This is a genomic window from Pseudomonas sp. WS 5503, assembly GCF_012985385.1.
GTDB lineage: Bacteria > Pseudomonadota > Gammaproteobacteria > Pseudomonadales > Pseudomonadaceae > Aquipseudomonas > Aquipseudomonas paracarnis.
The window spans coordinates 133390-155171 of the sequence record NZ_JAAQWI010000003.1; the positions used below are offsets into that span (position 1 = coordinate 133390).

General features: G+C 61.5%; 18 protein-coding genes. 3 read left to right on the forward strand and 15 right to left on the reverse strand.

What is annotated here, in order from left to right:
• Positions 1-132: 132 nt before the first annotated feature.
• The 8 genes from HBO10_RS09745 to HBO10_RS09780 all read right to left on the reverse strand — a co-directional run bounded on the left by HBO10_RS09745 (position 133) and on the right by HBO10_RS09780 (position 8704).
• Positions 133-1491 carry an LLM class flavin-dependent oxidoreductase gene (locus tag HBO10_RS09745; RefSeq protein WP_034125483.1) on the reverse strand — a complete coding sequence of 453 codons (1359 nt, stop codon included), beginning with the start codon at positions 1489-1491 and terminating at the stop codon, positions 133-135.
• Entirely contained in the window at positions 1491-2684 is a 1194-nt protein-coding gene (locus tag HBO10_RS09750) for an SfnB family sulfur acquisition oxidoreductase (RefSeq protein ID WP_034125484.1), read from the reverse strand. The genes HBO10_RS09745 and HBO10_RS09750 overlap by 1 nt, the downstream gene beginning before the upstream one ends.
• A 39-nt stretch (positions 2685-2723) precedes the next feature.
• Positions 2724-3965 carry an SfnB family sulfur acquisition oxidoreductase gene (locus HBO10_RS09755; RefSeq protein WP_034125485.1) on the reverse strand — a complete coding sequence of 414 codons (1242 nt, stop codon included), beginning with the start codon at positions 3963-3965 and terminating at the stop codon, positions 2724-2726.
• 185 nt (positions 3966-4150) lie between these two features.
• Entirely contained in the window at positions 4151-4939 is a 789-nt protein-coding gene (locus HBO10_RS09760; RefSeq protein ID WP_034125486.1) for a hypothetical protein, read from the reverse strand.
• Between the two features lie 371 nt (positions 4940-5310).
• Positions 5311-6057 (reverse strand): L-cystine ABC transporter ATP-binding protein TcyN, encoded by a 747-nt coding sequence (gene tcyN / locus HBO10_RS09765; RefSeq protein WP_014716461.1) that lies wholly within the window; start codon positions 6055-6057, stop codon positions 5311-5313.
• Positions 6058-6060: 3 nt separating this feature from the next.
• Entirely contained in the window at positions 6061-6726 is a 666-nt protein-coding gene (tcyL, locus tag HBO10_RS09770) for a cystine ABC transporter permease (RefSeq protein WP_003187646.1), read from the reverse strand.
• Positions 6726-7520, reverse strand: a complete 795-nt coding sequence (gene tcyJ, locus HBO10_RS09775; RefSeq protein WP_014716462.1) for a cystine ABC transporter substrate-binding protein — start codon at positions 7518-7520, stop codon at positions 6726-6728. Before tcyJ ends, tcyL begins: the two co-directional genes overlap by 1 nt.
• 188 nt (positions 7521-7708) lie before the next feature.
• Complete coding sequence (locus HBO10_RS09780) at positions 7709-8704, reverse strand: D-cysteine desulfhydrase (protein WP_034125487.1); 996 nt, start codon at positions 8702-8704, stop codon at positions 7709-7711.
• 166 nt (positions 8705-8870) lie between these two features.
• Between HBO10_RS09780 and epsC the strand changes: the two genes are divergently transcribed.
• The 3 genes from epsC (at position 8871) to mgrA (ending at position 13323) form a co-directional block, all read left to right on the forward strand.
• Positions 8871-9797, forward strand: a complete 927-nt coding sequence (gene epsC, locus HBO10_RS09785) for a serine O-acetyltransferase EpsC (RefSeq protein ID WP_014716464.1) — start codon at positions 8871-8873, stop codon at positions 9795-9797.
• Between the two features lie 399 nt (positions 9798-10196).
• Positions 10197-12158, forward strand: coding sequence for a choline transporter BetT (betT, locus tag HBO10_RS09790; protein WP_169921995.1), 1962 nt, complete (start codon positions 10197-10199; stop codon positions 12156-12158).
• A gap of 127 nt (positions 12159-12285) precedes the next feature.
• The gene (mgrA, locus tag HBO10_RS09795) at positions 12286-13323 is read left to right on the forward strand and encodes an L-glyceraldehyde 3-phosphate reductase (RefSeq protein ID WP_034125489.1); all 1038 of its coding nucleotides are present in this window, start codon (positions 12286-12288) and stop codon (positions 13321-13323) included.
• 140 nt (positions 13324-13463) lie between these two features.
• Here the strand turns inward: mgrA and tauD are convergent, their stop codons facing one another.
• The 7 genes from tauD to HBO10_RS09830 all read right to left on the reverse strand — a co-directional run bounded on the left by tauD (position 13464) and on the right by HBO10_RS09830 (position 21686).
• Positions 13464-14300, reverse strand: coding sequence for a taurine dioxygenase (tauD, locus tag HBO10_RS09800; protein ID WP_034125490.1), 837 nt, complete (start codon positions 14298-14300; stop codon positions 13464-13466).
• Between the two features lie 14 nt (positions 14301-14314).
• On the reverse strand, positions 14315-15151 hold the full coding sequence (tauC, locus tag HBO10_RS09805; RefSeq protein ID WP_034125491.1) for a taurine ABC transporter permease TauC: 837 nt from the start codon (positions 15149-15151) through the stop codon (positions 14315-14317).
• The gene (tauB, locus tag HBO10_RS09810; RefSeq protein ID WP_034125492.1) at positions 15148-15927 is read right to left on the reverse strand and encodes a taurine ABC transporter ATP-binding subunit; all 780 of its coding nucleotides are present in this window, start codon (positions 15925-15927) and stop codon (positions 15148-15150) included. Before tauB ends, tauC begins: the two co-directional genes overlap by 4 nt.
• Positions 15928-15944: 17 nt before the next feature.
• Complete coding sequence (gene tauA / locus HBO10_RS09815) at positions 15945-16922, reverse strand: taurine ABC transporter substrate-binding protein (protein WP_034125493.1); 978 nt, start codon at positions 16920-16922, stop codon at positions 15945-15947.
• 258 nt (positions 16923-17180) lie between these two features.
• Positions 17181-18764 carry a glutamate--cysteine ligase gene (gene gshA / locus HBO10_RS09820; protein ID WP_034125494.1) on the reverse strand — a complete coding sequence of 528 codons (1584 nt, stop codon included), beginning with the start codon at positions 18762-18764 and terminating at the stop codon, positions 17181-17183.
• Between the two features lie 214 nt (positions 18765-18978).
• On the reverse strand, positions 18979-19362 hold the full coding sequence (locus tag HBO10_RS09825; protein ID WP_052199927.1) for a PaaI family thioesterase: 384 nt from the start codon (positions 19360-19362) through the stop codon (positions 18979-18981).
• Complete coding sequence (locus HBO10_RS09830) at positions 19362-21686, reverse strand: Tex family protein (protein WP_034125495.1); 2325 nt, start codon at positions 21684-21686, stop codon at positions 19362-19364. Before HBO10_RS09830 ends, HBO10_RS09825 begins: the two co-directional genes overlap by 1 nt.
• Positions 21687-21782 lie beyond the last annotated feature (96 nt).

Sequence of the window (21782 nt, forward strand, 5' to 3'; positions counted from 1 at the left end):
TTTCCAGTCATAAGGTCTTAGGTAGCGAGATCGTTCCCACGCTCCGCGTGGTGATGCCGCCAGGGACGCTCCGCGTCCCACAAGCGAACGCAGAGCGTCCAAGAGGCATTCCCACGCGGAGCGTGGGAACGATCAAACAATGTGGCGGTAAGTAGAGCCGGTGTGTTGGCTGGGTAAGCGAGCCGTGTCGTGGAAGACTTTTTCCCGCAGCGTTCCCTGCGCATATTCCGTCTTGTACGAGCCCCGTCGTTGTAGCTCCGGTATCACCAGCTCAATGAAATCCACATAGCTCTCCGGCGTCACAATGCGCGTCAGGTTGAAACCATCCAGCCCGGTTTCGCTGATCCAGGATTCCAGCTCATCGGCCACCTGTTCAGGCGAGCCCACCAGGGTGATATAGCGCCCGCCCAAGGCGTGCTGTTCAAGCAATTTGCGCCGGGTCCAGTCGTTGTTCTGCAGGTTCTGGGTGGCCGACTGGATCGCGTTGCTTTTGACGTACTGGATCGGTTCGTCCAACGCGTACTGGGCAAAATCAATCCCGGTCGAGGCCGAGAAGTGCGCCACGCCGGCTTCCGCGCTGGCGTAGCTGAGGTACTCGGCGTGCTTGTTCCAGGCCAACGCTTCAGTGGCGCCAACGATGACGTTCAGGCCCATGAACACCTTGATGTCGTCCGGGTTGCGCCCAGCCTCCACTGCGCTGGCGCGCACCTTGTCCACCTGGCGCTTGGTCGCGGCCTTGTTCTGCCCGCTGATAAACACGCACTCGGCATGCCGCCCGGCGAACAGCAAGCCGCGCTCGGAACTGCCGGCCTGGAACAGCACCGGCGTGCGCTGCGGCGAGGGCTCGCACAGGTGGTAACCCTCCACCTGATAGAACTCGCCGTGGTGCTCTACCTTGTGCACCTTGCCCGGTTGCGCATACACCCGCGCTTGGCGATCGTTGCGCACCGCGTCGTCTTCCCAGCTGCCTTCCCAGAGCTTGTACAACACCTGCAGGTATTCATCGGCCTGGTCGTAGCGCCGGTCATGCTCGACCTGTTCGGTAAGGCCCATGGCCTTGGCGGCGCTGTCGAGGTAGCCGGTGACAATGTTCCAACCCACCCGGCCACGGCTCAGGTGATCCAGCGTCGACATGCGCCGGGCGAACAGGTACGGCGGTTCGTAGGTGAGGTTGGCGGTGAGGCCGAAGCCAAGGTGCTGGGTGACGGCGGCCATGGCCGACACCAGCAGCAGCGGGTCGTTGACCGGTAGCTGGATCGACTCCTTGAGGGGCACGTCAATGGAGTCCTGATAGACGTCATACACGCCGACGATATCAGCGATGAACAAACCGTCGAACAACCCGCGTTCAAGGATCTTCGCCAGTTCAGTCCAGTATTCGAGGGTCTTGTACTCGGTCGAGTTGTCTCGTGGATGAGCCCACAAACCGTGATTGATGTGCCCGATGCAGTTCATGTTGAAAGCATTGAGCAGGATCTTTTTTTTGCTCATCAGATGGTCCCCCGCAGCGGCGGGTTTTCATCGTTGAGGTAGTAGTTGCCGACCGCATGGTATTTCCAACGCACCGGGTCGTGCAGGGTGTGCACCCGGGCGTTGCGCCAGTGGCGGTCCAGGCCGTGTTCGGCCAGGGTCGCCTGGCTGCCAGCCAGTTCGAACAGGGTGCTGCCGGCCGCCAGGGAGATCTCGGTGCTCAGGGCGCGTACTTCGGCAACGGCGATGGAGGCTGCGGCGACGGTCTGGGCATTGCTGTCGGCCTTGGCGCGGTCGAGGAATTCACCCGAACGTTCCAGCAAGGCCTCGGCGGCGTGCAGGCGGCTGCTCAGGTGGCCGAAGCTCTTGAGTGTCAGCGGGTCTTCGGTGGCCTTGTCGTTGCCGGCGTCGATCCATGGGCGGGTCTTGGTGCGCACAAAATGCAAGGCGTCCTCAAAGGCCGCGCGGGCGATGCCGGTGTCGATGGCTGCGTGGAGGATCTGCGCCAGCGGGCCGACGGTGGTCGGGCGTTCGAAAGCGCTCTGGAACGGCACCACGTCTTGCGCCGCGACCCACACGTTGTCGAACACTACCGAGCCGCTGCCGGTAGTGCGCTGGCCGAAGCCGCTCCAGTCGTCGATCACCGTCAGTCCCTCGCTGTCACGCGGTACGAAGGCCAGTTGCTGCACGCCATTTGCATCCACCACCGAGGTGGGGATGCGCTGGGCGTAGATCGCGCCGGTGGCGTAGAACTTGCGCCCGTTGATGCGAAAACCGTCGCCGTCGCGGGTGAGGCTGGTAATGCGGTCGTGGGCGGTCTTGGTGCCCAGCTCCGCCAAGGCGTTGCCAAAGCGTTGGCCGGCCAACACCTCGGCGTACAGGCGTTGCTGCTGTTCGGGACTGCCGTTCACGCGCAGTACTTCGAGGGCATAGAAATGGTTTTGCGGAATCTGGCCCAACGAGCCATCGGCCTGGGCGATCAGTGCGATGACCTTGGCCAGGGTGACGTTGGACACGCCCGCGCCACCGTAGGCCTTGGGCACGCTGATGCCCCACAGGCCAGAGCGGGAAAACACGTCCAGTTCGGGCAATGGCAGGCGGCGTTCGCGGTCGCGCTGGGCGCTGTCGCGGCGCAAGTCTTCAGCAAGATCGCTGGCGACAATAAGCGCTTGTTCGTCGCTGGTGATGACCGCGACGGGGTGAGAAAGGGTCATGAGTTTCTCCAGAAGCTCGTGGAAAAGTGTTCTGGTTGGTTAAATCCAGGAATGACGAGCCGGCAAGGTGCCGTTGAGCCGATAGGCGCCGATGGCGTGGTACTTCCAGCGCACCGGGTCGTGCAGGGTGTGCACCCGGGCGTTGCGCCAGTGACGGTCAAGGTTGAATTCGGCCAGGGTGGCGCGGCTGCCGGCCAGTTCAAAGAGCTTCTCGGTGACTTGTAACGCCACTTCGGTGGTCAGCACCTTGGCCTCGGCCACGGCAATCGAGGCGTGGGCGGCGGACTGCGCGGTGATCGGTGCGGCGCTGACCTGGTCAAGCACCTGGCCGGCCTTGCGCAGCAGGGCTTCGGCGGCGTGCAGTTCGATCTTCAACTTGCCGATATCAGCGATCACATACAGGTCGTCGCTGGCCCGTTCGACCTTGGCGTCGATCCACGGGCGTGAGCGTTCACGCACGAAGGCAATGGCATCGTCGAGGGCGCCTCGGGCGATGCCAGCGTCGATGGCGGCCTGGATCAGTTGCGACACGGCCCCCTGGATATTAGGGCTTTCGCCCAGGCGCCAGTTGTCGATGACCAGTTCCGGCTCCACGGCCACGCGATCAAGCAAGACGGTACCGCTGGCGGTGGTGCGTTGGCCAAAGCCCGACCAGTCATCGACGATGCGCAGCCCCTCGCTGCCGCGCCGCACGAAGGCCATGACTTGCTTGCCGTCATCGTTCAACGCTTTTATGGCGACCCAGTGAGCAAACAGTGCGCCGGTGGAGTAGAACTTCTGGCCGCTGACCACGTACCCATCACCTTCGGCCGTAATGCGTGCCTTGAGCTCCAGGGTATTTTTGGTGCCGCGTTCCGGGCCGCCGTTGCCGATGCGCCAGCCGTCGAGCACGCTCTGGAACAGCTGCTTTTTCTGACGCTCGGTCGCGGTGCCCTGCAATACGTACAAGATGCCGAAATGGTTCTGCGGGATCTGCCCGAGTGCCGGGTCGGCTGCGCTGATGATCGCGAAGACTTCGGCCAGGGTCACAAACGACACCTGTGGGCCGCCGTATTCCCGGGGAATGGAAATACTGCCCAAGCCGCTGCGGGTGAACTGTTCGATCTGCGCCCAGGGCAGTTTGCGTTGCTGGTCGCGCTGGGCGGCGTGCAGGCGTGCAGCCTGGGCCAGTTCGTGGGCTGCACTCAGTGCCTGGGCGTCGTTGCGCAACACCGTGGCGGGCAACAGCAGGGGGGCTACGTCCAGATCACTCTGGGGGGGTGTTAGAGCCAAGTTAGACATCAGCGCCGCTCCTTGGCTGCACGCAATGCCCTGGCGTTGCGCACCGGGGTAATTCTGACCATACCGACCTCGCATTCAATGAAATAAACAGAAAAATCAGGAATGTCCGGTGGTCCGGTGCATATACCCTAAGCGTGTTAATTATTTAAATAAACTAACTTTTAGGAATATGCATAGAAGGGCTGTCACCCCGGTTCACAGGGTGAACCGAAGCGACGCGGTTGATAGCCCGGTGCGGGCGAGGCAGGGCGGGGCGGTGTGCAGGCGGCGATGCGCAGCGTGCGGGCGGGCGCCCAGCGGGAGTTGTTACCCACGCGGTCGAGAATGCAGTAGGTGACTTCCAACCGGCAGTCGTCGCCGGCTTCGACAATCACGTGGGGCGGCACCCACACCCGCACCGCCAGGCCGACGCTGTTGGCTTGGATGCGGGGCAGGTCCAAGCGTACATCGCCCCAGCGCAACGTAATGGCATCGCCCGTGCTCATGTTCAGGTAAGGCTCGATGGTCAGCGGAATGCCGCGCCTTACCTGGCTGCTGTTGACGCCGTGGCGGCGAATCGTCTCGGGCAAGTTCACGGGCGCCAGATTCTGGTTTTCAGTGTCGCCTTCAGGGTTCAGGCGCGGCGAAGGCTGACCGCCCGGATAGCTGGTCTTGACCCGCACCAGCGTCACCGCCGAGCGCATCGGGCCATGGCCGATCTGCAAGACCTGGTAATGGACGCGTGCCGGTCCGTCCTGCACAAAGCTCTGCGGTACGCATAAGTGGGTACACGTGCCGATCCTGCAGGCCGTCACCTTGCGCGAGGCGGCGAAGCAGTTGTTCCAGAACAGTTCGATCAGGTCGCCTTCTTCCATGCTCGGGTAGGGTGAAATATCGACCTGCAAGTGGGCGGAGGCCAGGGCGCTGATGCCGTTTCCAATAGCCTGGGGAAGCCTTGGGGCACTGAGCGTGGCCGGGGTTTGAGTGTGTGTCATAAGTAATCTCCTTGATGCAGCCAGCAGCAATCGTTCCGAAACCTGGACGCACAGGCGCAAGGGGGTTCGAAAGGCACGATTCAGTCAGTAGCCGGGATAGGATCCAATCCTCAAGGCGCTAGATAAGAGGGTTGGCCAAGGAGCGTCAATGGAGGCAAAGGGCTAAACGGCGGGTTTGGCGAGATTCAGACGGGTCTGACGGGGAGGGGGATTTTAAGGCGCTTGCGACGGGGGCTTTTACACGCTCAACCTGCAACCCGTTGTAGGAGCGAGCTTGCTAGCGAAGAACGCCCAGGCAACTCGGTCAATCTGATTCACCGCGTTATCGTTAACGTTCTTCGCGAGCAAGCTCGCTCCTACACTGGGAGGCGTCAGTGGGCGAGGAATTTGCTCAGGAACTGCTTGGTACGTTCTTCCCTGGGGTTGGCAAACAGCGCCTTGGCTTCGCCCTGTTCGACGATCACGCCCTTGTCGAAAAAGATCACCCGGTTGGCCACATCACGGGCAAAGCTCATCTCGTGGGTGACGATGACCATGGTGCGGTTTTCTTCGGCCAGGCTGCGAATGGTCGCCAGGACTTCGCCCACCAGTTCCGGGTCGAGGGCCGAGGTGGGTTCGTCGAACAGGATCACCTCCGGCTCCATGGCCAATGCGCGGGCAATCGCCACACGCTGTTGCTGGCCGCCGGACAGCCGCCGTGGGTACGACGCTTCCTTGCCCGCCAGGCCGACCCTGGCCAACAGCTTGCGCCCCAGTTCGGCCGCCGCTTCCCGTGGCATCTTCTTGACCACAATCGGGCCTTCGATGACGTTTTCCAGCGCGGTGCGGTGGGGAAACAGGTTGAAGTTCTGGAACACAAAGCCCACATGCTGGCGCAGGCGCCGCACCAGGCCCTGTTGCTGGTTGAGCGGCCTGCTGCTGTCGATCTCGATGTCACCCACCTTGATACGGCCGCTGGTGGGTTCTTCGAGGAAGTTCAGGCAGCGCAGGAAGGTGGTCTTGCCCGAACCGCTGGGGCCGATGATGGCGACCACTTCGCCTTCCTTGACCTCCAGGTCGATGCCGTTGAGCACCACCTGGCCGTTGAATTGCTTGGTCAATTTTTCAACCACGATCATGCTTCAAGACTCCAGGTCATGCCGGTTGACCCGGTCTTCCAGACGATTTTGCAGATGCGCCAGGATGCTCGCCAGGATCCAGTAGATCAGGGCCGCGGACAGATACATGGTGAAAATTTCGAAGGTACGTGCCGACACCAGTTGGGCCTGGCGGAACAGCTCGGGCACCTGGATGGTGGCGGCCAGCGCCGTGTCCTTGACCAGTGAAATAAAGCTGTTACCCAAAGGCGGCAACGCCGTGCGCATCGCCTGGGGCAGGATGGCCCTGCGCAACGTCTGCGCACGGGTCATACCGATACTGGCAGCAGCTTCCCACTGGCCACGCTCGATGGAGGCGATGGCGGCGCGCAGGATTTCACACGCATAGGCAGCCATGTTCAGCGAAAAGCCGATCATGGCGGCCGGGATCGGGTCCAGCTCGATGCCCACTTGTGGCAAGCCGTAGTAGATCAGGAACAGCTGCACCAGTAACGGCGTGCCGCGAAAGAACGACACGTAGACCCGGGCGGTCCAGCTCAAGAGCTTGAAGCGCGAGAGGCGCATCAAGGCCAGGCCGAAGCCCAGCAGCAGGCCGAAAAACATCCCGCCCAGGCTGAGGATTACCGTGTAGTACGCGCCCTTGAGCAGAAATGGCGCGGAGTCCAGCGCGAGTTGGAAACCTGCTTCCATTATTGCGTGACGTCAGCGTTGAAGTACTTCTCGGACAGCGTCTTCAACGTGCCGTCGGCGCGCAGTTTGTCCAGAGCCTTGTTCACCGCATCGAGCAGCTCGGGCTCACCTTTGCGCAGGGCGATACCGGATTCCTGACGGGAGAAGGCGTCGCCGGCAGCGGCGGTGTCGGGGGCTTTCTTGGCGTATTCCAGGGCGGCCAGGCGGTCGATCAGGATGGCGTCGATACGGCCGATGCGCAGGTCCTGGAACTTGGTCGGGTCGTCGTTGTAGGTCTTGATAATGGCTTTTGGTTGGTTGTCCTTGAGCCATTGTTCGTAGTTGGTGCCCAGGCCCACACCGACTTTCTTGCCGGCCAGGTCGTCGGCTTTCTTGATCGAGTCGACGTTCTTTTTCAGCACCAGCGCCTGGATGCCGGACACGGTGTAAGGCTTGGAGAAGTCATACTTTTTCTTGCGCTCTTCGGAGATGGTCACCTGGTTGACCACGGCGTCCAGGCGCTTGGATTCCAGCGCGGCGAGGATGCCGTCCCAAGGGGTGGCTTGCAGCTTGACCTTGACACCCAGCTCCTTGGCCAGCGCCTCGGACAGTTCCACTTCGAAACCGCTGAGCTTGCCGCTTTCATCGACAAAGCTGAACGGCGGGTAGGTGCCTTCCAGGCCGATCTTGATCTCGCCGGCCTTCTTGATGGTGTTCAATTGCTCGCCGGCAACGGCCTGGCCCAGCCAGCCAGCGCCAAGCGCGAGGCCCAAAGTGCCAACCAACAGCGTGCGACGAAATGCAGAAATAGTCATGGAAAGCCCCTGTGTTTTTATGGTGAGCGAAGCAGGTGACGCGGTAGTCGTATCCTGCCCTAAAGCGCGAAGCGCGTCTTCGCCTTCGGCGCGATGATAAGGTGGGTTTTTAAGTCTTGAAAGTAATAAAAATACAATTTCATATTCTTTTCAGGAATATGTACAGCTCCCACATCGACAGTATTCAATCAGTTGAATACTGAGTCATAGGCAAACAATGCCGGCGCGCCACCGGTATGCAGGAAAATGATCGGCCCCTCTTCAAAGCGCTGGCGCCCGATGCCGTCGAGCAAACCGGCCATGGCCTTGCCGGTATACACCGGGTCCAGCAACAGACCTTCCTGGCTGGCCAAAAGTTTGATCGCCGAGAGGGTGCCAGCGTTTGGCTCGCCATACCGCGGCCCGAAATACTCGTCCCACAGGGTGACCTTGAAGGCGTCGGGGATAGCCACACCGAGCAACTCGGCAGTGCGTTCGGCCAGGCCCTGCACTTTCGGGAATTGCGCTTGCTCGGAGCGCGACACCGTGATGCCGATCACTGGCAGCTGCGGCAGTGCTTCGCTCAAGGCCAGGGCCAGGCCGCTGTGGGTACCCGCACTGCCAGAGGCGAGCACCACGGCGGCGAATTGAATGCCGCTGTCTTCAATCTGCGCGGCCAACTCCAGCCCGGCGCGCACGTAGCCCAGCGCGCCGAGTGCATTGGAACCGCCGATAGGCACCAGGTACGGCTTCTTGCCGTTACTGCGCAGGCGGTCGGCGAGGGCGTTGAGTTGGTCGTCGGCGTTGTCGAGGTTTTCCACCAACTCCACTTTGGCGTCGAACAGCTCCAGCAGCAGGCGATTGCCGTTGCCCAGGTAGTTGGGGTCGTCGGTGCCGGTAGGGTTTTCCAGCAGGGCAACACAGCCCAGGCCAAGCCTGGCGGCGAGCGCGGCGGTCTGGCGCACATGGTTGGACTGGATCGCGCCAGCGGTGACCAGGGTGTCGGCGCCCTGGGCGATGGCGTCGGCGGCCAGGTATTCGAGTTTGCGCAGCTTGTTGCCGCCCATGGCCAGCGGCGTGGTGTCATCACGTTTGACGTAGATGTCCCTGCCCAGCCAAGCCGACAGCCGCTCGAGCTTTTCCAGGGCCGTGGCACTGCCCAGTAGTTCCAGACGGTTAAAACGGTCGAGCTGTTGTTTGATCATGGTTACGCACGGTGGCTGAGTGATTGGGGGACTATAGGCAGGCACTTTTCATCGGGCAACCGCCAATCGCTTATGACTAAAGGTTCTTAGCTCCACACCATTGGTTCTTAAGAGCTGCCTAGGTGCATACCGTAAAGTGATGGCCATTTCGTCAGGAGTGAATACCGTGAGTGAGCGTTCCAGTCATTGGCAATTGCAGACCATCGTCAGCCAACTGCGCGGCGCCCGCGACCAGTGGCGAACGCGCAATGGGCGCTTGAGTGGCGAGCATGGTGGCCGCGAGTTGCCGTCCCGCGAGGCGGTGGCGCAGATTCTTGAGGCCTTGTGCGGCGCCCTGTTTCCGATGCGCCTGGGCCCGGCGGACTTGCGCGAAGAAAGCGAAGACTTCTACGTGGGCCATACCCTCGACGTCGCGCTCAACGCCTTGCTCGCCCAGGCGCGCCTGGAGTTGCGCTATGCCGCGCGCCAGAGCGGTGAGGACGACAGCGAAGTCAACGCCCACGCCATTCGCCTGATCCAGGATTTCGCCCTGGCGTTGCCATCCTTGCGCAGCCTGCTGGACACCGACGTACTGGCCGCCTACCACGGCGACCCGGCCGCACGCAGTGTGGATGAGGTGCTGTTGTGCTACCCGGGCATCCTGGCCGTGATCCACCATCGCCTGGCCCACCACCTGTACCGCGCCGGCCTGCCGCTGTTGGCGCGGATCAGTGCGGAAATCGCCCACTCGGCCACCGGTATTGATATCCACCCCGGCGCACAGATCGGCCCGAGTTTCTTTATCGACCACGGCACAGGCGTGGTGATTGGCGAGACCGCGATCATCGGCGAGCGCGTGCGCATCTACCAGGCCGTGACATTGGGCGCCAAACGCTTTCCGGCGGATGAAGATGGGCAATTGCAGAAAGGCCACCCGCGTCACCCTATTGTTGAAGATGATGTGGTGATTTACGCCGGGGCGACGATCCTGGGGCGGATCACCATTGGCCAGGGTTCGACCATCGGCGGCAATGTGTGGCTGACCCGCAGCGTGCCGGCCGGGGCGAATATCACCCAGGCGAACTTGCAGCATGATGATGGGGCGCAGAAGTAATACCTGAGTCAAACGCCGGTCAGTGTGGGAGCTGGCTTGCCTGCGATAGCGGTGTATCAGTCAACAGATGGGTGGCTGACCCAGCGCTATCGCAGGCAAGCCAGCTCCCACATTTCGTATGTATTTCACCGTCGGGTTGCTGAACGATTCGTCTCCTCCACGCGTCATACCAATCCCTGAGCTAGTGTAGGAAACACCTACCACTCAGCCCTGCGATTAGTCCAAGACCGCCTATTCATGTTTAACTTGAACGTTCGTTCAAGTTAAACCGGTGGTTCGCTGCCCGCTCACAACAGGAGGCTTACCTTTGCTGAGTCCGTTTTTTACAGCCATATCCCGCAACCTTGAGGTGCATCGTTCATGAGTGCATCGTCCACCCCTTCCAGCGGCATGGTGCGCATGAATGCGCCCGTTTTCTACTTTGCCGCCACCGTCATCCTGCTGTTCGGCATCACGGTCATCGCTATCCCGCAACAGGCCGGTGCCTGGCTGCTGGCGGCGCAAAACTGGGCGGCCAACACGGTCGGCTGGTACTACATGCTGGCGATGACGCTGTATCTGGTCTTCGTGGTGGTCACCGCGCTATCGGGCTACGGCAAGATAAAACTCGGTGCCGACCACGACGAGCCCGAATTCAGTTACCTGTCCTGGGCCGGCATGTTGTTCGCCGCCGGGATCAGCATCACGCTGTTTTTCTTTTGCGTCTCGGAGCCGCTGACGCACTTGGTGCAGCCGCCCCAGGGCGAAGCAATGAACGCCGATGCGGCGCGCCAGGCCATGCAGGTGTTGTTCCTGCACTGGGGCCTGCATGGTTGGGGCGTGTTCGCGTTTGTCGGCATGGCCCTGGCGTATTTCGCCTACCGGCATAACCTGCCGCTGGCGTTGCGCTCGGCGCTGTACCCGCTGATCGGCAAGCGCATCAATGGCCCTATCGGTTACGCGGTGGATGGCTTTGGCATCATTGCCACGGTGTTCGGCCTGGGCGCCGACATGGGCTTTGGCGTACTGCACCTCAACTCTGGCCTGGACTACCTGTTTGGCATTGCCCACACCCAGTGGATCCAGGTGGGCCTGATCACCCTGATGATGGGCGCGGCGATCATCGTGGCCGTGGCCGGCGTCGACAAGGGCGTGCGGGTGATGTCCGACATCAACATGCTGCTGGCCTGTGCGCTGCTGCTGTTCGTGTTGTTCGCCGGGCCTACCCAGCACCTGCTCAACACCTTGATCCAGAACATCGGTGACTATCTGGGGGCGCTGCCCACCAAGAGTTTTGATGTGTACGCCTACAACAAGCCGAGCGACTGGCTGGGCGGCTGGACGGTGTTCTACTGGGCCTGGTGGATCGCATGGTCGCCGTTCGTGGGCCTGTTTATCGCGCGCATTTCCCGTGGCCGCACCATTCGCGAATTCGTGTTTGGCGTGCTGCTGATTCCACTGGGCTTCACCCTGGCGTGGATGTCGATCTTCGGTAACAGCGCCATCGACCAGGTGCTCAACCATGGCATGGCTGCACTGGGCCAGTCGGCGATCGATGACCCATCGATGAGCCTCTACCTGCTGCTGGAAACCTACCCGTGGAGCAAGACGGTGATCGCGATCACGGTGTTCATCAGCTTTGTGTTCTTCGTGACCTCGGCTGACTCCGGCACTGTGGTGCTGTCCACCCTCTCGTCCAAAGGCGGCAACGCGGATGAAGACGGGCCGAAGTGGCTGCGTGTGTTCTGGGGCGCGATGACCGCCCTGGTCACCAGTGCGTTGCTGTTCGCCGGCAGTATCGACTCGCTCAAGTCTGCGGTGGTACTGACCTCGCTGCCGTTCTCGCTGATCCTGCTGCTGATGATGTGGGGGCTGCACAAGGCGTTCTACCTGGAGTCGCAAAAGCAGATCGCGCAGTTGCATTCCCTGGCACCGATCTCCGCTTCGCGCAAAGGTCGAGGTGGCTGGCGCCAGCGTTTGAGCCAGGCGGTGCATTTCCCATCCCGCGATGAGGTATACCGTTTCCTCGACACCACGGTGCGCCCGGCGATTGAGGAAGTGACCGCAGTGTTTGTCGAGAAGGGCCTTACCGTGGTGACCCAGCCCGACCCGTCCAACGACAGCGTCAGCCTCGAAATCGGCCATGGTGAAGAACGTCCGTTCATCTACCAGGTGCAGATGCGTGGCTATTTCACACCGTCGTTCGCCTTGGGCGGCATTGGCAAGAAAGAGATCAACAACCGCCGCTACTATCGGGCCGAAGTGCACTTGAGTGAGGGCAGCCAGGACTATGACCTGGTGGGCTACACCAAGGAGCAGATCATCAATGACATCCTCGACCAGTACGAGCGCCATCTGCAGTTCTTGCACATGGTGCGCTGATAGCGTTCCTCTCAAGTAGGTCTTTGCTGTAAAAGGAAGAGGCAGACTTAAGCGATTCAGCTGCTTAAAAGGCCCGGGAATATGCCTATTCCCGGGCCTTATTTGCCCTAGATCAAGAGAGGATTCGATGACGTACATTGCTGCCGAAAACCGCTATGAATCTATTCCTTATCGCCGCGTAGGCCGTAGTGGATTGGTGCTGCCGGCACTGTCCCTGGGATTGTGGCACAACTTTGGTGACAGCACCCCGATCGACACCCAGCGCGCATTGCTGCGCACCGCGTTCGACCTGGGTATCAACCACTTCGACCTGGCCAACAACTACGGCCCGCCCTACGGCAGCGCCGAGATCAATTTCGGTCGGTTGCTGCGCGAAGACTTCAAGCACTATCGCGACGAGTTGATCATCTCCAGCAAAGCCGGGTGGGACATGTGGCCCGGCCCTTACGGCCAGGGTGGCGGGTCGCGTAAATACGTATTGGCGAGCCTGGACCAGAGCCTGCAACGCCTGGGCGTCGATTATGTGGATATTTTCTACTCGCACCGCTTCGACCCCGACACGCCCCTGGAAGAGACCGCCAGCGCCCTGGCCACTGCCGTGCAACAAGGCAAGGCGTTGTACATCGGTATCTCGTCTTACTCCGGGGTTAAAACCCGCGAAATCGCAGCGTTGCTCAACGAGTGGAAAGTGCCGTTGTTGATCCACCAGCCGGCCTACAACCTGCTCAACCGTTGGGTGGAAAAAGACCTACTGGACACCACTGAAGAACTCGGCGCCGGGGTGATCGCCTTCACGCCGCTGGCCCAGGGTTTGTTGACCGATAAATACCTCAACGGGGTACCGGCCGATGCGCGGGTCAATCGTCCGGGTGGTGGCTCGTTGCAGGCCCAACACCTGTCCGAAGCCAACATCGCCCATGTACGCGGCCTGAATGAAATCGCCAAACGCCGTGGCCAGAGCCTGGCCCAGTTGGCGCTGGCGTGGACGTTACGTGATCCACGGGTAACCAGTGCGCTGATCGGCGCAAGCCGGCCGGAGCAGATTATCGAGAACGTCGGGGCGTTGAAGAACTTGAGCTTCAGTGCAGAAGAACTGGCGGAGATTGATAGGTTTGCGCAGGAAGGTGGGATCAACCTGTGGGAAAAGCCATCCACTGCTGAATAACCTTACACCACTGGGTGACCGTTCCCACGCTCTGCGTGGGAATGCAGCCCCGGACGCTCGGCGTCCGCTTTAAAGTCGTGACGCAGAGCGTCACAGGAGGCGTTCCCACGCAGAGCGTGGGAACGATCTGTCGCCAAGCGTTAGAACGGCACATCCCCAAGAATCGTCGCCCGGTGCATCACCCGCCGCTGCGGCCGGTAGTCATCCACGGCGTAATGCTGGGTGACGCGGTTATCCCAGAACGCCACATCATTCTCGTGCCAGCGCCAGCGAATGGTGAATTCCGGGCGGGTGGCGTGGGCGAACAGCAGCTTGAGAATGGCCTCGCTTTCGGCCGGTTCCAGTTCATTGATTCGGGTGGTGAATCCGTCGCTGACGAACAGCGATTTACGCCCACTCACCGGATGCGTGCGCACGACTGGGTGCGATAGCGGCGGGTTTTTCTTGCGGGTCGCTTCCCAGCGCGCAAGGTCTTCGGCGGTGTTGCCAAAGCGCTCCAGCGGGAACGACTTGGTGAAGTCGTGTGTGGCGGTGAGGCCATCGAGCATGCGCTTTAACGGCTCGGACAATGCCTCATACGCCGCAATCCCACTGGCCCACAAGGTATCGCCGCCGAAGGCTGGCAGCAGCTTGGCGCTGAGCACAGCGCCCAGGGCCGGCGTGGGCAGGAACGTCACGTCGGTATGCCACACCGCGTTATCACGCACATCCGTGACGGCGGTGTCGAGGATCAGCACTTCGGGCTGTTCCGGCACGTTGGGGTAGATCGGGTGGATGTGCAGGTCGCCAAAGTTTGCCGCGAACCGTGCCTGTTGTGCAGGGGTGATCGGCTGGTCACGGAAGAACAGCACCGAATAGTCGAGCAACGCCTGTTCAATGGCGTCGCGCTGTTCGGGAGTCAGCGGCTGGGTGATATCGACGCCGCCGATCTGGGCGCCCAGGGCGGAGCTTAATGGGGTAACGGTCAGGCTGCTCATTGTGGGTTCTTCACTCAGTGTGCTTGGCCATGCCAGGGCACTAATTTACGCTGCAGGGCGCGCAGGCCCATTTCCATGGCGAAGGCGATCAGGGCGATGACCAGGATGCCCAGCACCACCACATCAGTGACCAGAAACTGCGCCGCCGACTGCACCATGAAGCCCAGGCCGCTGGTGGCGGCAATCAACTCGGCCGCCACCAGGGTCGACCAGCCCACGCCCAGGCCGATGCGCACACCGGTGAGGATATCGGGCAGGGCGCTGGGCAGGATCACATGGCGAATCAGTTGCGCGCGGCTGGCGCCCAACGACTGCGCCGCGCGTAATTTGGCCGGGTCGACGGTGCGCACCCCAGTGGCGGTGGCGATGGCAATCGGGGCGAAGATAGCGAGGTAGATCAGCAGCACCTTGGACAGCTCGCCAATGCCGCACCAGATCACGATCAACGGCAGGTAGGCCAGGGGCGGAATCGGCCGGTAGAACTCGATCAGCGGATCGAGAATGCCACGGGCGATACGGTTGGCACCGATGGCGATCCCCACCGGCACGGCGGTCAGTACTGCAAAGCCCAGGCCCAGGCCGATGCGACTGAGGCTCGCGCCCAGGTGCTGCCACAAAGTGGAATCCATGTAGCCGGTGGTTGCCAGCAGCCAGCCTTTTTGCAACACGGCGGACGGTGGCGGCAGGAACAAAGGTTCGATCAAACCGGTGGCGGTCACCGCCCACCACAGGGCAAGCAAGGCCGCCAGGGTCAGCAGGCTGATCCAGCGCGTGCTCAGGCGACGGCGCAGCGGGATCACGGCATGTGTCGCAGGCTCGGTGGCCGTGGCGGGAAGTTCGTAGCTGCTCATGCGTACACCTGCCGTTGGGAGAACACTTTGCCCAGCACATGCTCACGGGTTTCGATAAAGCGCGGGTCGGATTTGATTGCGCGGGCTGATTCACCGGCGGCGTAACGTTGGCCGAAATCCAGCTGCAGGCGTTCGACGATCTGGCCGGGGTTGGGCGCCAGCAAGATCAAGTCGGTGGCGAGAAACACCGCTTCTTCAATGTCGTGGGTAATCAGGAATACCGGCTTGGCCGTGCGCCGCCACACTTGCAGCAGCAACTCCTGCATCTGTTCACGGGTGAAGGCATCCAGGGCGCCGAAGGGTTCGTCCATCAGCAGTACACGCGGGTCGGCCGCCAGCGCACGCGCCAGGCCGACGCGTTGCTTCTGGCCACCGGAGAGTTGCCAGATGCGGCGGTTGTCGAAACCGGCCAGGTCCACCAGCGCGAGCATTTCACGCGCCCGCACGTCGCGCTGCGCCTTGGGCGCGCCGGCCAGTTCCAGGCCGAAAGCCACATTGGCCAGCACGTCCTGCCAGGGCAGCAGGGCATCGTCCTGGAACACCACGCCGCGCTCGGCGCTGGGGCCTTTGACCGGCACGCCATCGAGGGTGATACGCCCGGCAGACGGTTCGACGAAGCCGGCAATCAGGTTCAACAACGAGGTCTTGCCGCTGCCGGACGGGCCCAGGGCGACCAGCAATTGCTGGGGCCCAAGCTCCAGTGAAATATCGGACAGTACCGGTTCCGGGGCGCCTGGGTACTGTGCGCTGATGCGCTCCAGTTGTAGCAAGGCCATCGCAGTGAACTCCTGAGTCAGTTGGTAATGAACTTGGCGCTGACATAAGGGGCGTAGTCGGGCAGCACGGCCTCGACCTTGCCTTGCTCCTTGAGGAACGCAGCGGTGTCGGTGACGGCCTTGGTGGTCGGTGCGCCCAGCAGCGTTACCTGGTCGGCGGCCAACGGGTAGACGTTGCCTTGCAGCAGCAACGGGATATCGCTGGCCTTGGCGCCGGAGAGTTTCACCAGTTTGTCGACGTTGCCGGAATCGGCGAGCCAGGCTTGTGGGTCTTTGCGGTAGGCGGCGTAGGCATCCAGAGTGACCTTGGCGAAGGCGGTGACAATCTCTGGGTGCTTCTCGGCGAAGTCCTTGCGCACGATCCAGGCATCGAACGTCGGCGCGCCGAACTTGGCCAGCTCCCCGGAGGTGATCAGCACCTTGCCGGTTTCCTTGGCCACGCCCAGGGCTGGGTCCCAGACATAGGTGGCGTCGATATCACCGCGCTTCCAGGCGGCAATGATGGCCGGCGGGGCGAGGTTGAGAATGGTGACTTTGGCCGGGTCGATGTTCCAGTGTTTAAGGGCGGCGAGCAGGCTGTAGTGGCCGGTGGAAACGAAGGGCACAGCGATTTTTTTGCCGACCAGGTCCTGAGGGCTGTTGATCCCCGAACCGTTACGCGCCACCAGGGCTTCGGCGCCGCCGATCTGGGTGGCGACGAGGAAGGTTTGCACCGGGACTTTACGGGTTATCGCGGCGGTGAGCGGGCTGGAACCGAGGTAGCCGATCTGCACGTCGCCGGACGCGATGGCAGCGATGATGTCGGCGCCATTGTCGAATTTGCGCCAGTCGATCTTGGCGTTGGTGGCTTTTTCATAGGCGCCGTCGGCTTGGGCGACTTTGGCCGGGTCCACGGTGGTCTGATACGCAATGGTCACGTCCGCCGCCTGGGCAAACAGGCTGGCACCGGCCAGGGACAATGCGGCCAACAGGCGCAGAGGGGTCAGCAGTTTCAAAGGGAAGCTCCTCAATCAGGCGGCCGAGGGTCGGCGTGAGAGGAGACTAAATGATCTAAGAATTAGAAAATAAATAACTTTTTCGAATTAGCTTATGAGGGTAAATGGCGAAGCCTGTTTTCAGGCTGGCAGAATAATGTGGGAGCTGGCTTGCCGCGATAGCGGTGTATCAGTCAACAGGTGGGTTGCTGACCCACCGATATCGCAGGCAAGCCAGCTCCCACACAAGCCAGCTCCCACAGGGGAGCGAGCCTGAGGTTAGTTGCTGATGGCGAGGATGCTTGCCTGGTACGAACCGACAAACACATCGAAATCGCCTACTTCGTTCTGCTCCAGCTCTGCCTGTTGCGCCAGCGACGCACGGGCCAGTTCTTCAAAGTGCGCTTGTTCCTCAGGCGCCAAAGGTTCTTTGCGGAAGTATTCGGCATGGACTTCGCTTTGATGCAGGGAGAACTGCGCAAAGCTTTCCTTGCGCTCAGCCATGGCTGCCAACACCTGCGCCGACGGCGTCAGGGATGGGTCCTTGACCTTGGCCAACTGGGCGTCCAATGCCTCGCTGTGCTCGGTGATGCCATGGCTCTGATCGAGCAGGTCGGCCAGCGGGGCAATCTTCTCCAGCAACTCGGCCGCCCACTCCTTCATATCCACCGGCTGGCCGTCACGCTGCAATTGCAGGCCCGGACGGCGGCCTTCCTTGACCACGCTGAGGAAGTTGGAGGTGGCGTTGCCGCACTCGTTGTTGGCGAACAGTGGGCTGTCGTTCAGCGCGCAGTACAGCAGGAATGCGTCGAGGAACCGCGACTCTGGCAGGTCGATACCCATCGGCAGGAACGGGTTGATGTCCAGGCAGCGTACTTCGATGTACTGGATGCCGCGCGCCATCAACGCCTGGATCGGCCGCTCGCCGGTGTAGGTCACGCGCTTGGGACGGATGTTGGAGTAGTACTCGTTTTCGATCTGCAGGATGTTGGTATTGAGCTGCACCCACTCGCCATCCTTGTGCGTGCCGACTTCGACATAGGGCGCGTAGGGTGTTGCCACCGCTTCGCGCAGGCTGTCGGTGTAGCTGGCCAAATCGTTGTAGCACGGCGTCAGGCCGGCCTGGGCGTTGCTCTGGTAACCCAGGTCGCTCATGCGCAGGCTGGTGGCGTAGGGCAGGTACAGCGTGTCGGCGTCGAGGACTTCAAGCTGATGCGAGCGTCCGCGCAGGAAGCCGGCATCCAGGGCTGGCGAGGCACCGAACAGGTACATCAACAGCCAGCTGTAGCGACGGAAATTACGGATCAGCGCGATGTAGGCCGTGGATTGATAGTCACGGTCGGTGCCGACAAACCCTTCTGTTTCCTTGAGCAACGGCCATAACGCTTCCGGCAGGGAAAAGTTGTAGTGGATGCCGGCGATGCACTGCATGGTCTTGCCGTAACGCAGGGCCAGGCCCTTGCGGTACACGTACTTGAGCTGGCCGATGTTGGAGGTGCCGTAGTAGGCAATCGGAATATCTTCCTCGGCCGGCAACGGGCACGGCATCGAGGGGCTCCACAGGTATTCGCTGCCCAGCTTGGTGTAGGCAAAGCGATGGATCTTGTCCAGGCTGCTCAGGGTATCGGCCGGGTTCGGCAGGGCAGGGGTGATGAACTCCAGCAGCGATTCCGAGTAGTCGGTGGTGATCTGTTCATTGGTCAGCGCGGCGCCCAGGGCTTCGGGGTGCGGCGTTTGCGCCAGTCGACCTTCGTTGGTGACGCGCAGGCATTCGCGCTCGATGCCGTGCAAGCATTGCTCTAGCAGGGAGAGGTGTTCGCGCTTGCCGAGCAGGGCCAGGCGGCGGTTGAGAAGTTCGCTCAAGTTGGATTCCTTCACGCGTCAGTCGCCCCAATATGGGGGTGGGCAGGACGGTCTACAAGGGTGAAGTTGAAACTGGCGTGATCGCCTGGTTTTGAGTCGATTTGACCCGCTCTGAATCTGCCGACTTCACTCCATGAATTGGGCTACAGCGCAGCGAGAAAATTCCGACGCTGTTATCGCAGCGCCGAAATTAACTCAAATCGGGGGTGGGGAGCTATAGGACAGCGAACGTGCCCTGTGCTTTTGCGACAAGTCTTTCGCTCTGATACACGTCGGCCTCGACCACCAGGGTGCGGCGACCGGCGTGGATCACCCGGCTGGTGCACAGCACCTCACCGTCTTCCACAGCGCGAATATAGTTGATCTTGCATTCGATGGTGGCGCTCTGCTGGTCGAAACCATGGGCGCTGGAACAGGCCAGGCCCATGGTTATATCCACCAGGCTGAAAATCGCCCCGCCATGGAGCTTGCCCGCGCGGTTGCGCAGGTGCGGCTCCAGGGTCAGGGCCACCTCGGCAACGCCCTCTTCCAGGCGTTGCAGGCGGCAGCCGATCAGTTCGCTGAATGCGCTCTGGGTCAAACCGGCCGGAATTTCCATCAGCGCTTCTTCAACTGTTTAGCGTTGGCAAACAGCGACGCCATGGCGTTGTTGCTTGGCGCGGCGGTGGTGGTTTCCTTGCGCGGGGCGTTGTTCTGCGACTGGCGCGGCGCCGAACCGGGGCGAGCGCCACGGGCACCGTCGATTTTCTCGCCGGGGGTATCGCTCATGCGCATCGACAGGCCGACGCGTTTGCGTGGGATGTCGACTTCCATGACCTTGACCTTGACCACGTCACCGGCTTTCACCGCTTCACGTGGGTCCTTGATGAACTTCTCCGAAAGCGCGGAGATATGCACCAAACCGTCCTGATGCACGCCGATGTCCACGAACGCGCCGAAGTTGGTCACGTTGGTCACCACGCCTTCGAGGATCATGCCCGGTTGCAGGTCCTTGAGGTCTTCGACACCGTCCTGGAACTCGGCGGTCTTGAACTCGGGACGTGGGTCGCGGCCAGGCTTTTCCAGCTCTTGCAGAATGTCGGTGATGGTCGGCACACCGAAGGTTTCGTCGGTGTACTTCTTCGGGTCCAGGCGCTTGAGGAACGCGGCATCACCAATCAACGAACGGATATCGCGGTCGGTTTCGGCGGCAATGCGTTGCACCAGCGGGTAGGCCTCCGGGTGAACTGCCGAGGCGTCCAGGGGGTTATCGCCGTTCATGACGCGCAGGAAGCCGGCCGCTTGTTCAAAGGTTTTTTCACCCAGGCGTGCGACTTTTTTCAGCGCAGCACGGGTTTTGAACGCGCCATTTTCGTCGCGATGGCTGACGATGTTCTGCGCCAGGGTCGCGTTGAGGCCCGAGATTCGCGCCAGCAGTGCCACCGAAGCGGTGTTCACGTCTACGCCCACGGCGTTTACGCAGTCTTCCACCACCGCATCCAGGCCGCGTGCCAGTTTCAGCTGCGATACGTCGTGCTGGTACTGGCCGACGCCGATGGATTTAGGGTCGATTTTCACCAGTTCGGCCAACGGGTCTTGCAGGCGACGAGCGATGGACACCGCGCCACGGATCGACACGTCGAGGTCCGGGAATTCCTTGGAGGCCAGCTCCGACGCCGAGTACACCGAAGCGCCTGCTTCGGAGACCATGACCTTGGTCATCTTCATGGCTGGGTATTTTTTGATCAGCTCGGCGGCCAGCTTGTCGGTTTCGCGGCTGGCGGTGCCGTTGCCGATGGCGATCAGGTCCACCGCGTGCTTGGCGCACAAGGCGGCCAGGATCGCCAGGGTCTGGTCCCACTTGTTGTGCGGTACGTGTGGGTACACGGTGGCGTGGTCCAGCAGCTTGCCGGTGGCGTCGACCACCGCGACCTTGCAACCGGTGCGCAGCCCCGGGTCGAGGCCCAGGGTGGCACGCGGGCCAGCCGGTGCGGCCAACAGCAGGTCGTGCAGGTTATGGGCGAACACGTTGATCGCTTCGGTTTCGGCGCCGTCGCGCAACTCGCCCAGCAGGTCGGTTTCCAGGTGAGTGTAGAGCTTGACCTTCCAGGTCCAGCGCACCACTTCGCCGAGCCACTTGTCTGCCGGGCGGTTCTGGTTCTGGATGCCGAATTGTTGACCGATCATGCCTTCGCACGGGTGCATGGTGCCCGGCAGCTCGTCACCGACTTTCAGCGCGGAGCTGAGAATGCCTTCGTTACGGCCGCGGAAAATCGCCAGGGCGCGGTGGGACGGCATGCTTTTGAGCGGTTCGTCGTGTTCGAAGTAGTCGCGGAACTTGGCGCCTTCTTCCTCTTTGCCGGCGATGACGCGGGCGCTGAGGATGGCTTCCTGCTTGAGGTAGGTACGCAGTTTTTCCAGAAGGCTGGCGTTTTCGGCGAAGCGCTCCATCAAGATGTACTTGGCGCCTTCGAGCGCGGCCTTCACGTCGGCGACGCCTTTTTCAGCATCGATAAAACGGGCGGCTTCGGCTTCTGGCGTCAGCGATGGGTCGTTGAACAAGCCATCGGCCAAATCACCCAGGCCGGCTTCCAGGGCGATCTGGCCCTTTGTACGACGTTTCTGTTTGTACGGCAGGTAAAGGTCTTCGAGGCGGGTCTTGGTGTCCGCGAGTTTGATGTCGCGTTCCAGTTGAGGGGTCAACTTGCCCTGTTCCTCGATGCTGGCGAGGATGCTGATACGCCGTTCGTCGAGTTCTCGCAGGTAGCGCAGGCGCTCTTCCAGGTGACGCAGTTGGGTGTCGTCGAGGCTGCCGGTCACTTCTTTTCGGTAACGGGCAATGAAGGGCACGGTGGAGCCTTCATCCAGTAGAGCGACGGCCGCTTCGACCTGTTGTGGGCGTACACCGAGTTCCTCGGCGATGCGGCTGTTGATGCTGTCCATAAAACCACCTGAAATTCTTAAAATCAGCGCGCCGGCCCGTAAAAACAAGGCTCGGCGAGGCTGGTTGAGCGGCCCGACTGGCGCCGCTGCCTGGGT

Coding starts and splice junctions, on each gene's coding strand:
- betT (WP_169921995.1), top strand. CDS start 10,197: ATGAATGCGCCCGTTTTCTACTTTGCCGCCACCGTCATCCTGCTGTTC.
- tauB (WP_034125492.1), bottom strand. CDS start 15,927: ATGGCCTTGCTACAACTGGAGCGCATCAGCGCACAGTACCCAGGCGCC.
- HBO10_RS09825 (WP_052199927.1), bottom strand. CDS start 19,362: ATGGAAATTCCGGCCGGTTTGACCCAGAGCGCATTCAGCGAACTGATC.
- mgrA (WP_034125489.1), top strand. CDS start 12,286: ATGACGTACATTGCTGCCGAAAACCGCTATGAATCTATTCCTTATCGC.
- HBO10_RS09780 (WP_034125487.1), bottom strand. CDS start 8,704: ATGATCAAACAACAGCTCGACCGTTTTAACCGTCTGGAACTACTGGGC.
- tcyJ (WP_014716462.1), bottom strand. CDS start 7,520: ATGACTATTTCTGCATTTCGTCGCACGCTGTTGGTTGGCACTTTGGGC.
- HBO10_RS09760 (WP_034125486.1), bottom strand. CDS start 4,939: ATGACACACACTCAAACCCCGGCCACGCTCAGTGCCCCAAGGCTTCCC.
- tcyL (WP_003187646.1), bottom strand. CDS start 6,726: ATGGAAGCAGGTTTCCAACTCGCGCTGGACTCCGCGCCATTTCTGCTC.
- HBO10_RS09830 (WP_034125495.1), bottom strand. CDS start 21,686: ATGGACAGCATCAACAGCCGCATCGCCGAGGAACTCGGTGTACGCCCA.
- HBO10_RS09745 (WP_034125483.1), bottom strand. CDS start 1,491: ATGAGCAAAAAAAAGATCCTGCTCAATGCTTTCAACATGAACTGCATC.
- tcyN (WP_014716461.1), bottom strand. CDS start 6,057: ATGATCGTGGTTGAAAAATTGACCAAGCAATTCAACGGCCAGGTGGTG.
- HBO10_RS09755 (WP_034125485.1), bottom strand. CDS start 3,965: ATGTCTAACTTGGCTCTAACACCCCCCCAGAGTGATCTGGACGTAGCC.
- tauC (WP_034125491.1), bottom strand. CDS start 15,151: ATGAGCAGCTACGAACTTCCCGCCACGGCCACCGAGCCTGCGACACAT.
- tauD (WP_034125490.1), bottom strand. CDS start 14,300: ATGAGCAGCCTGACCGTTACCCCATTAAGCTCCGCCCTGGGCGCCCAG.
- HBO10_RS09750 (WP_034125484.1), bottom strand. CDS start 2,684: ATGACCCTTTCTCACCCCGTCGCGGTCATCACCAGCGACGAACAAGCG.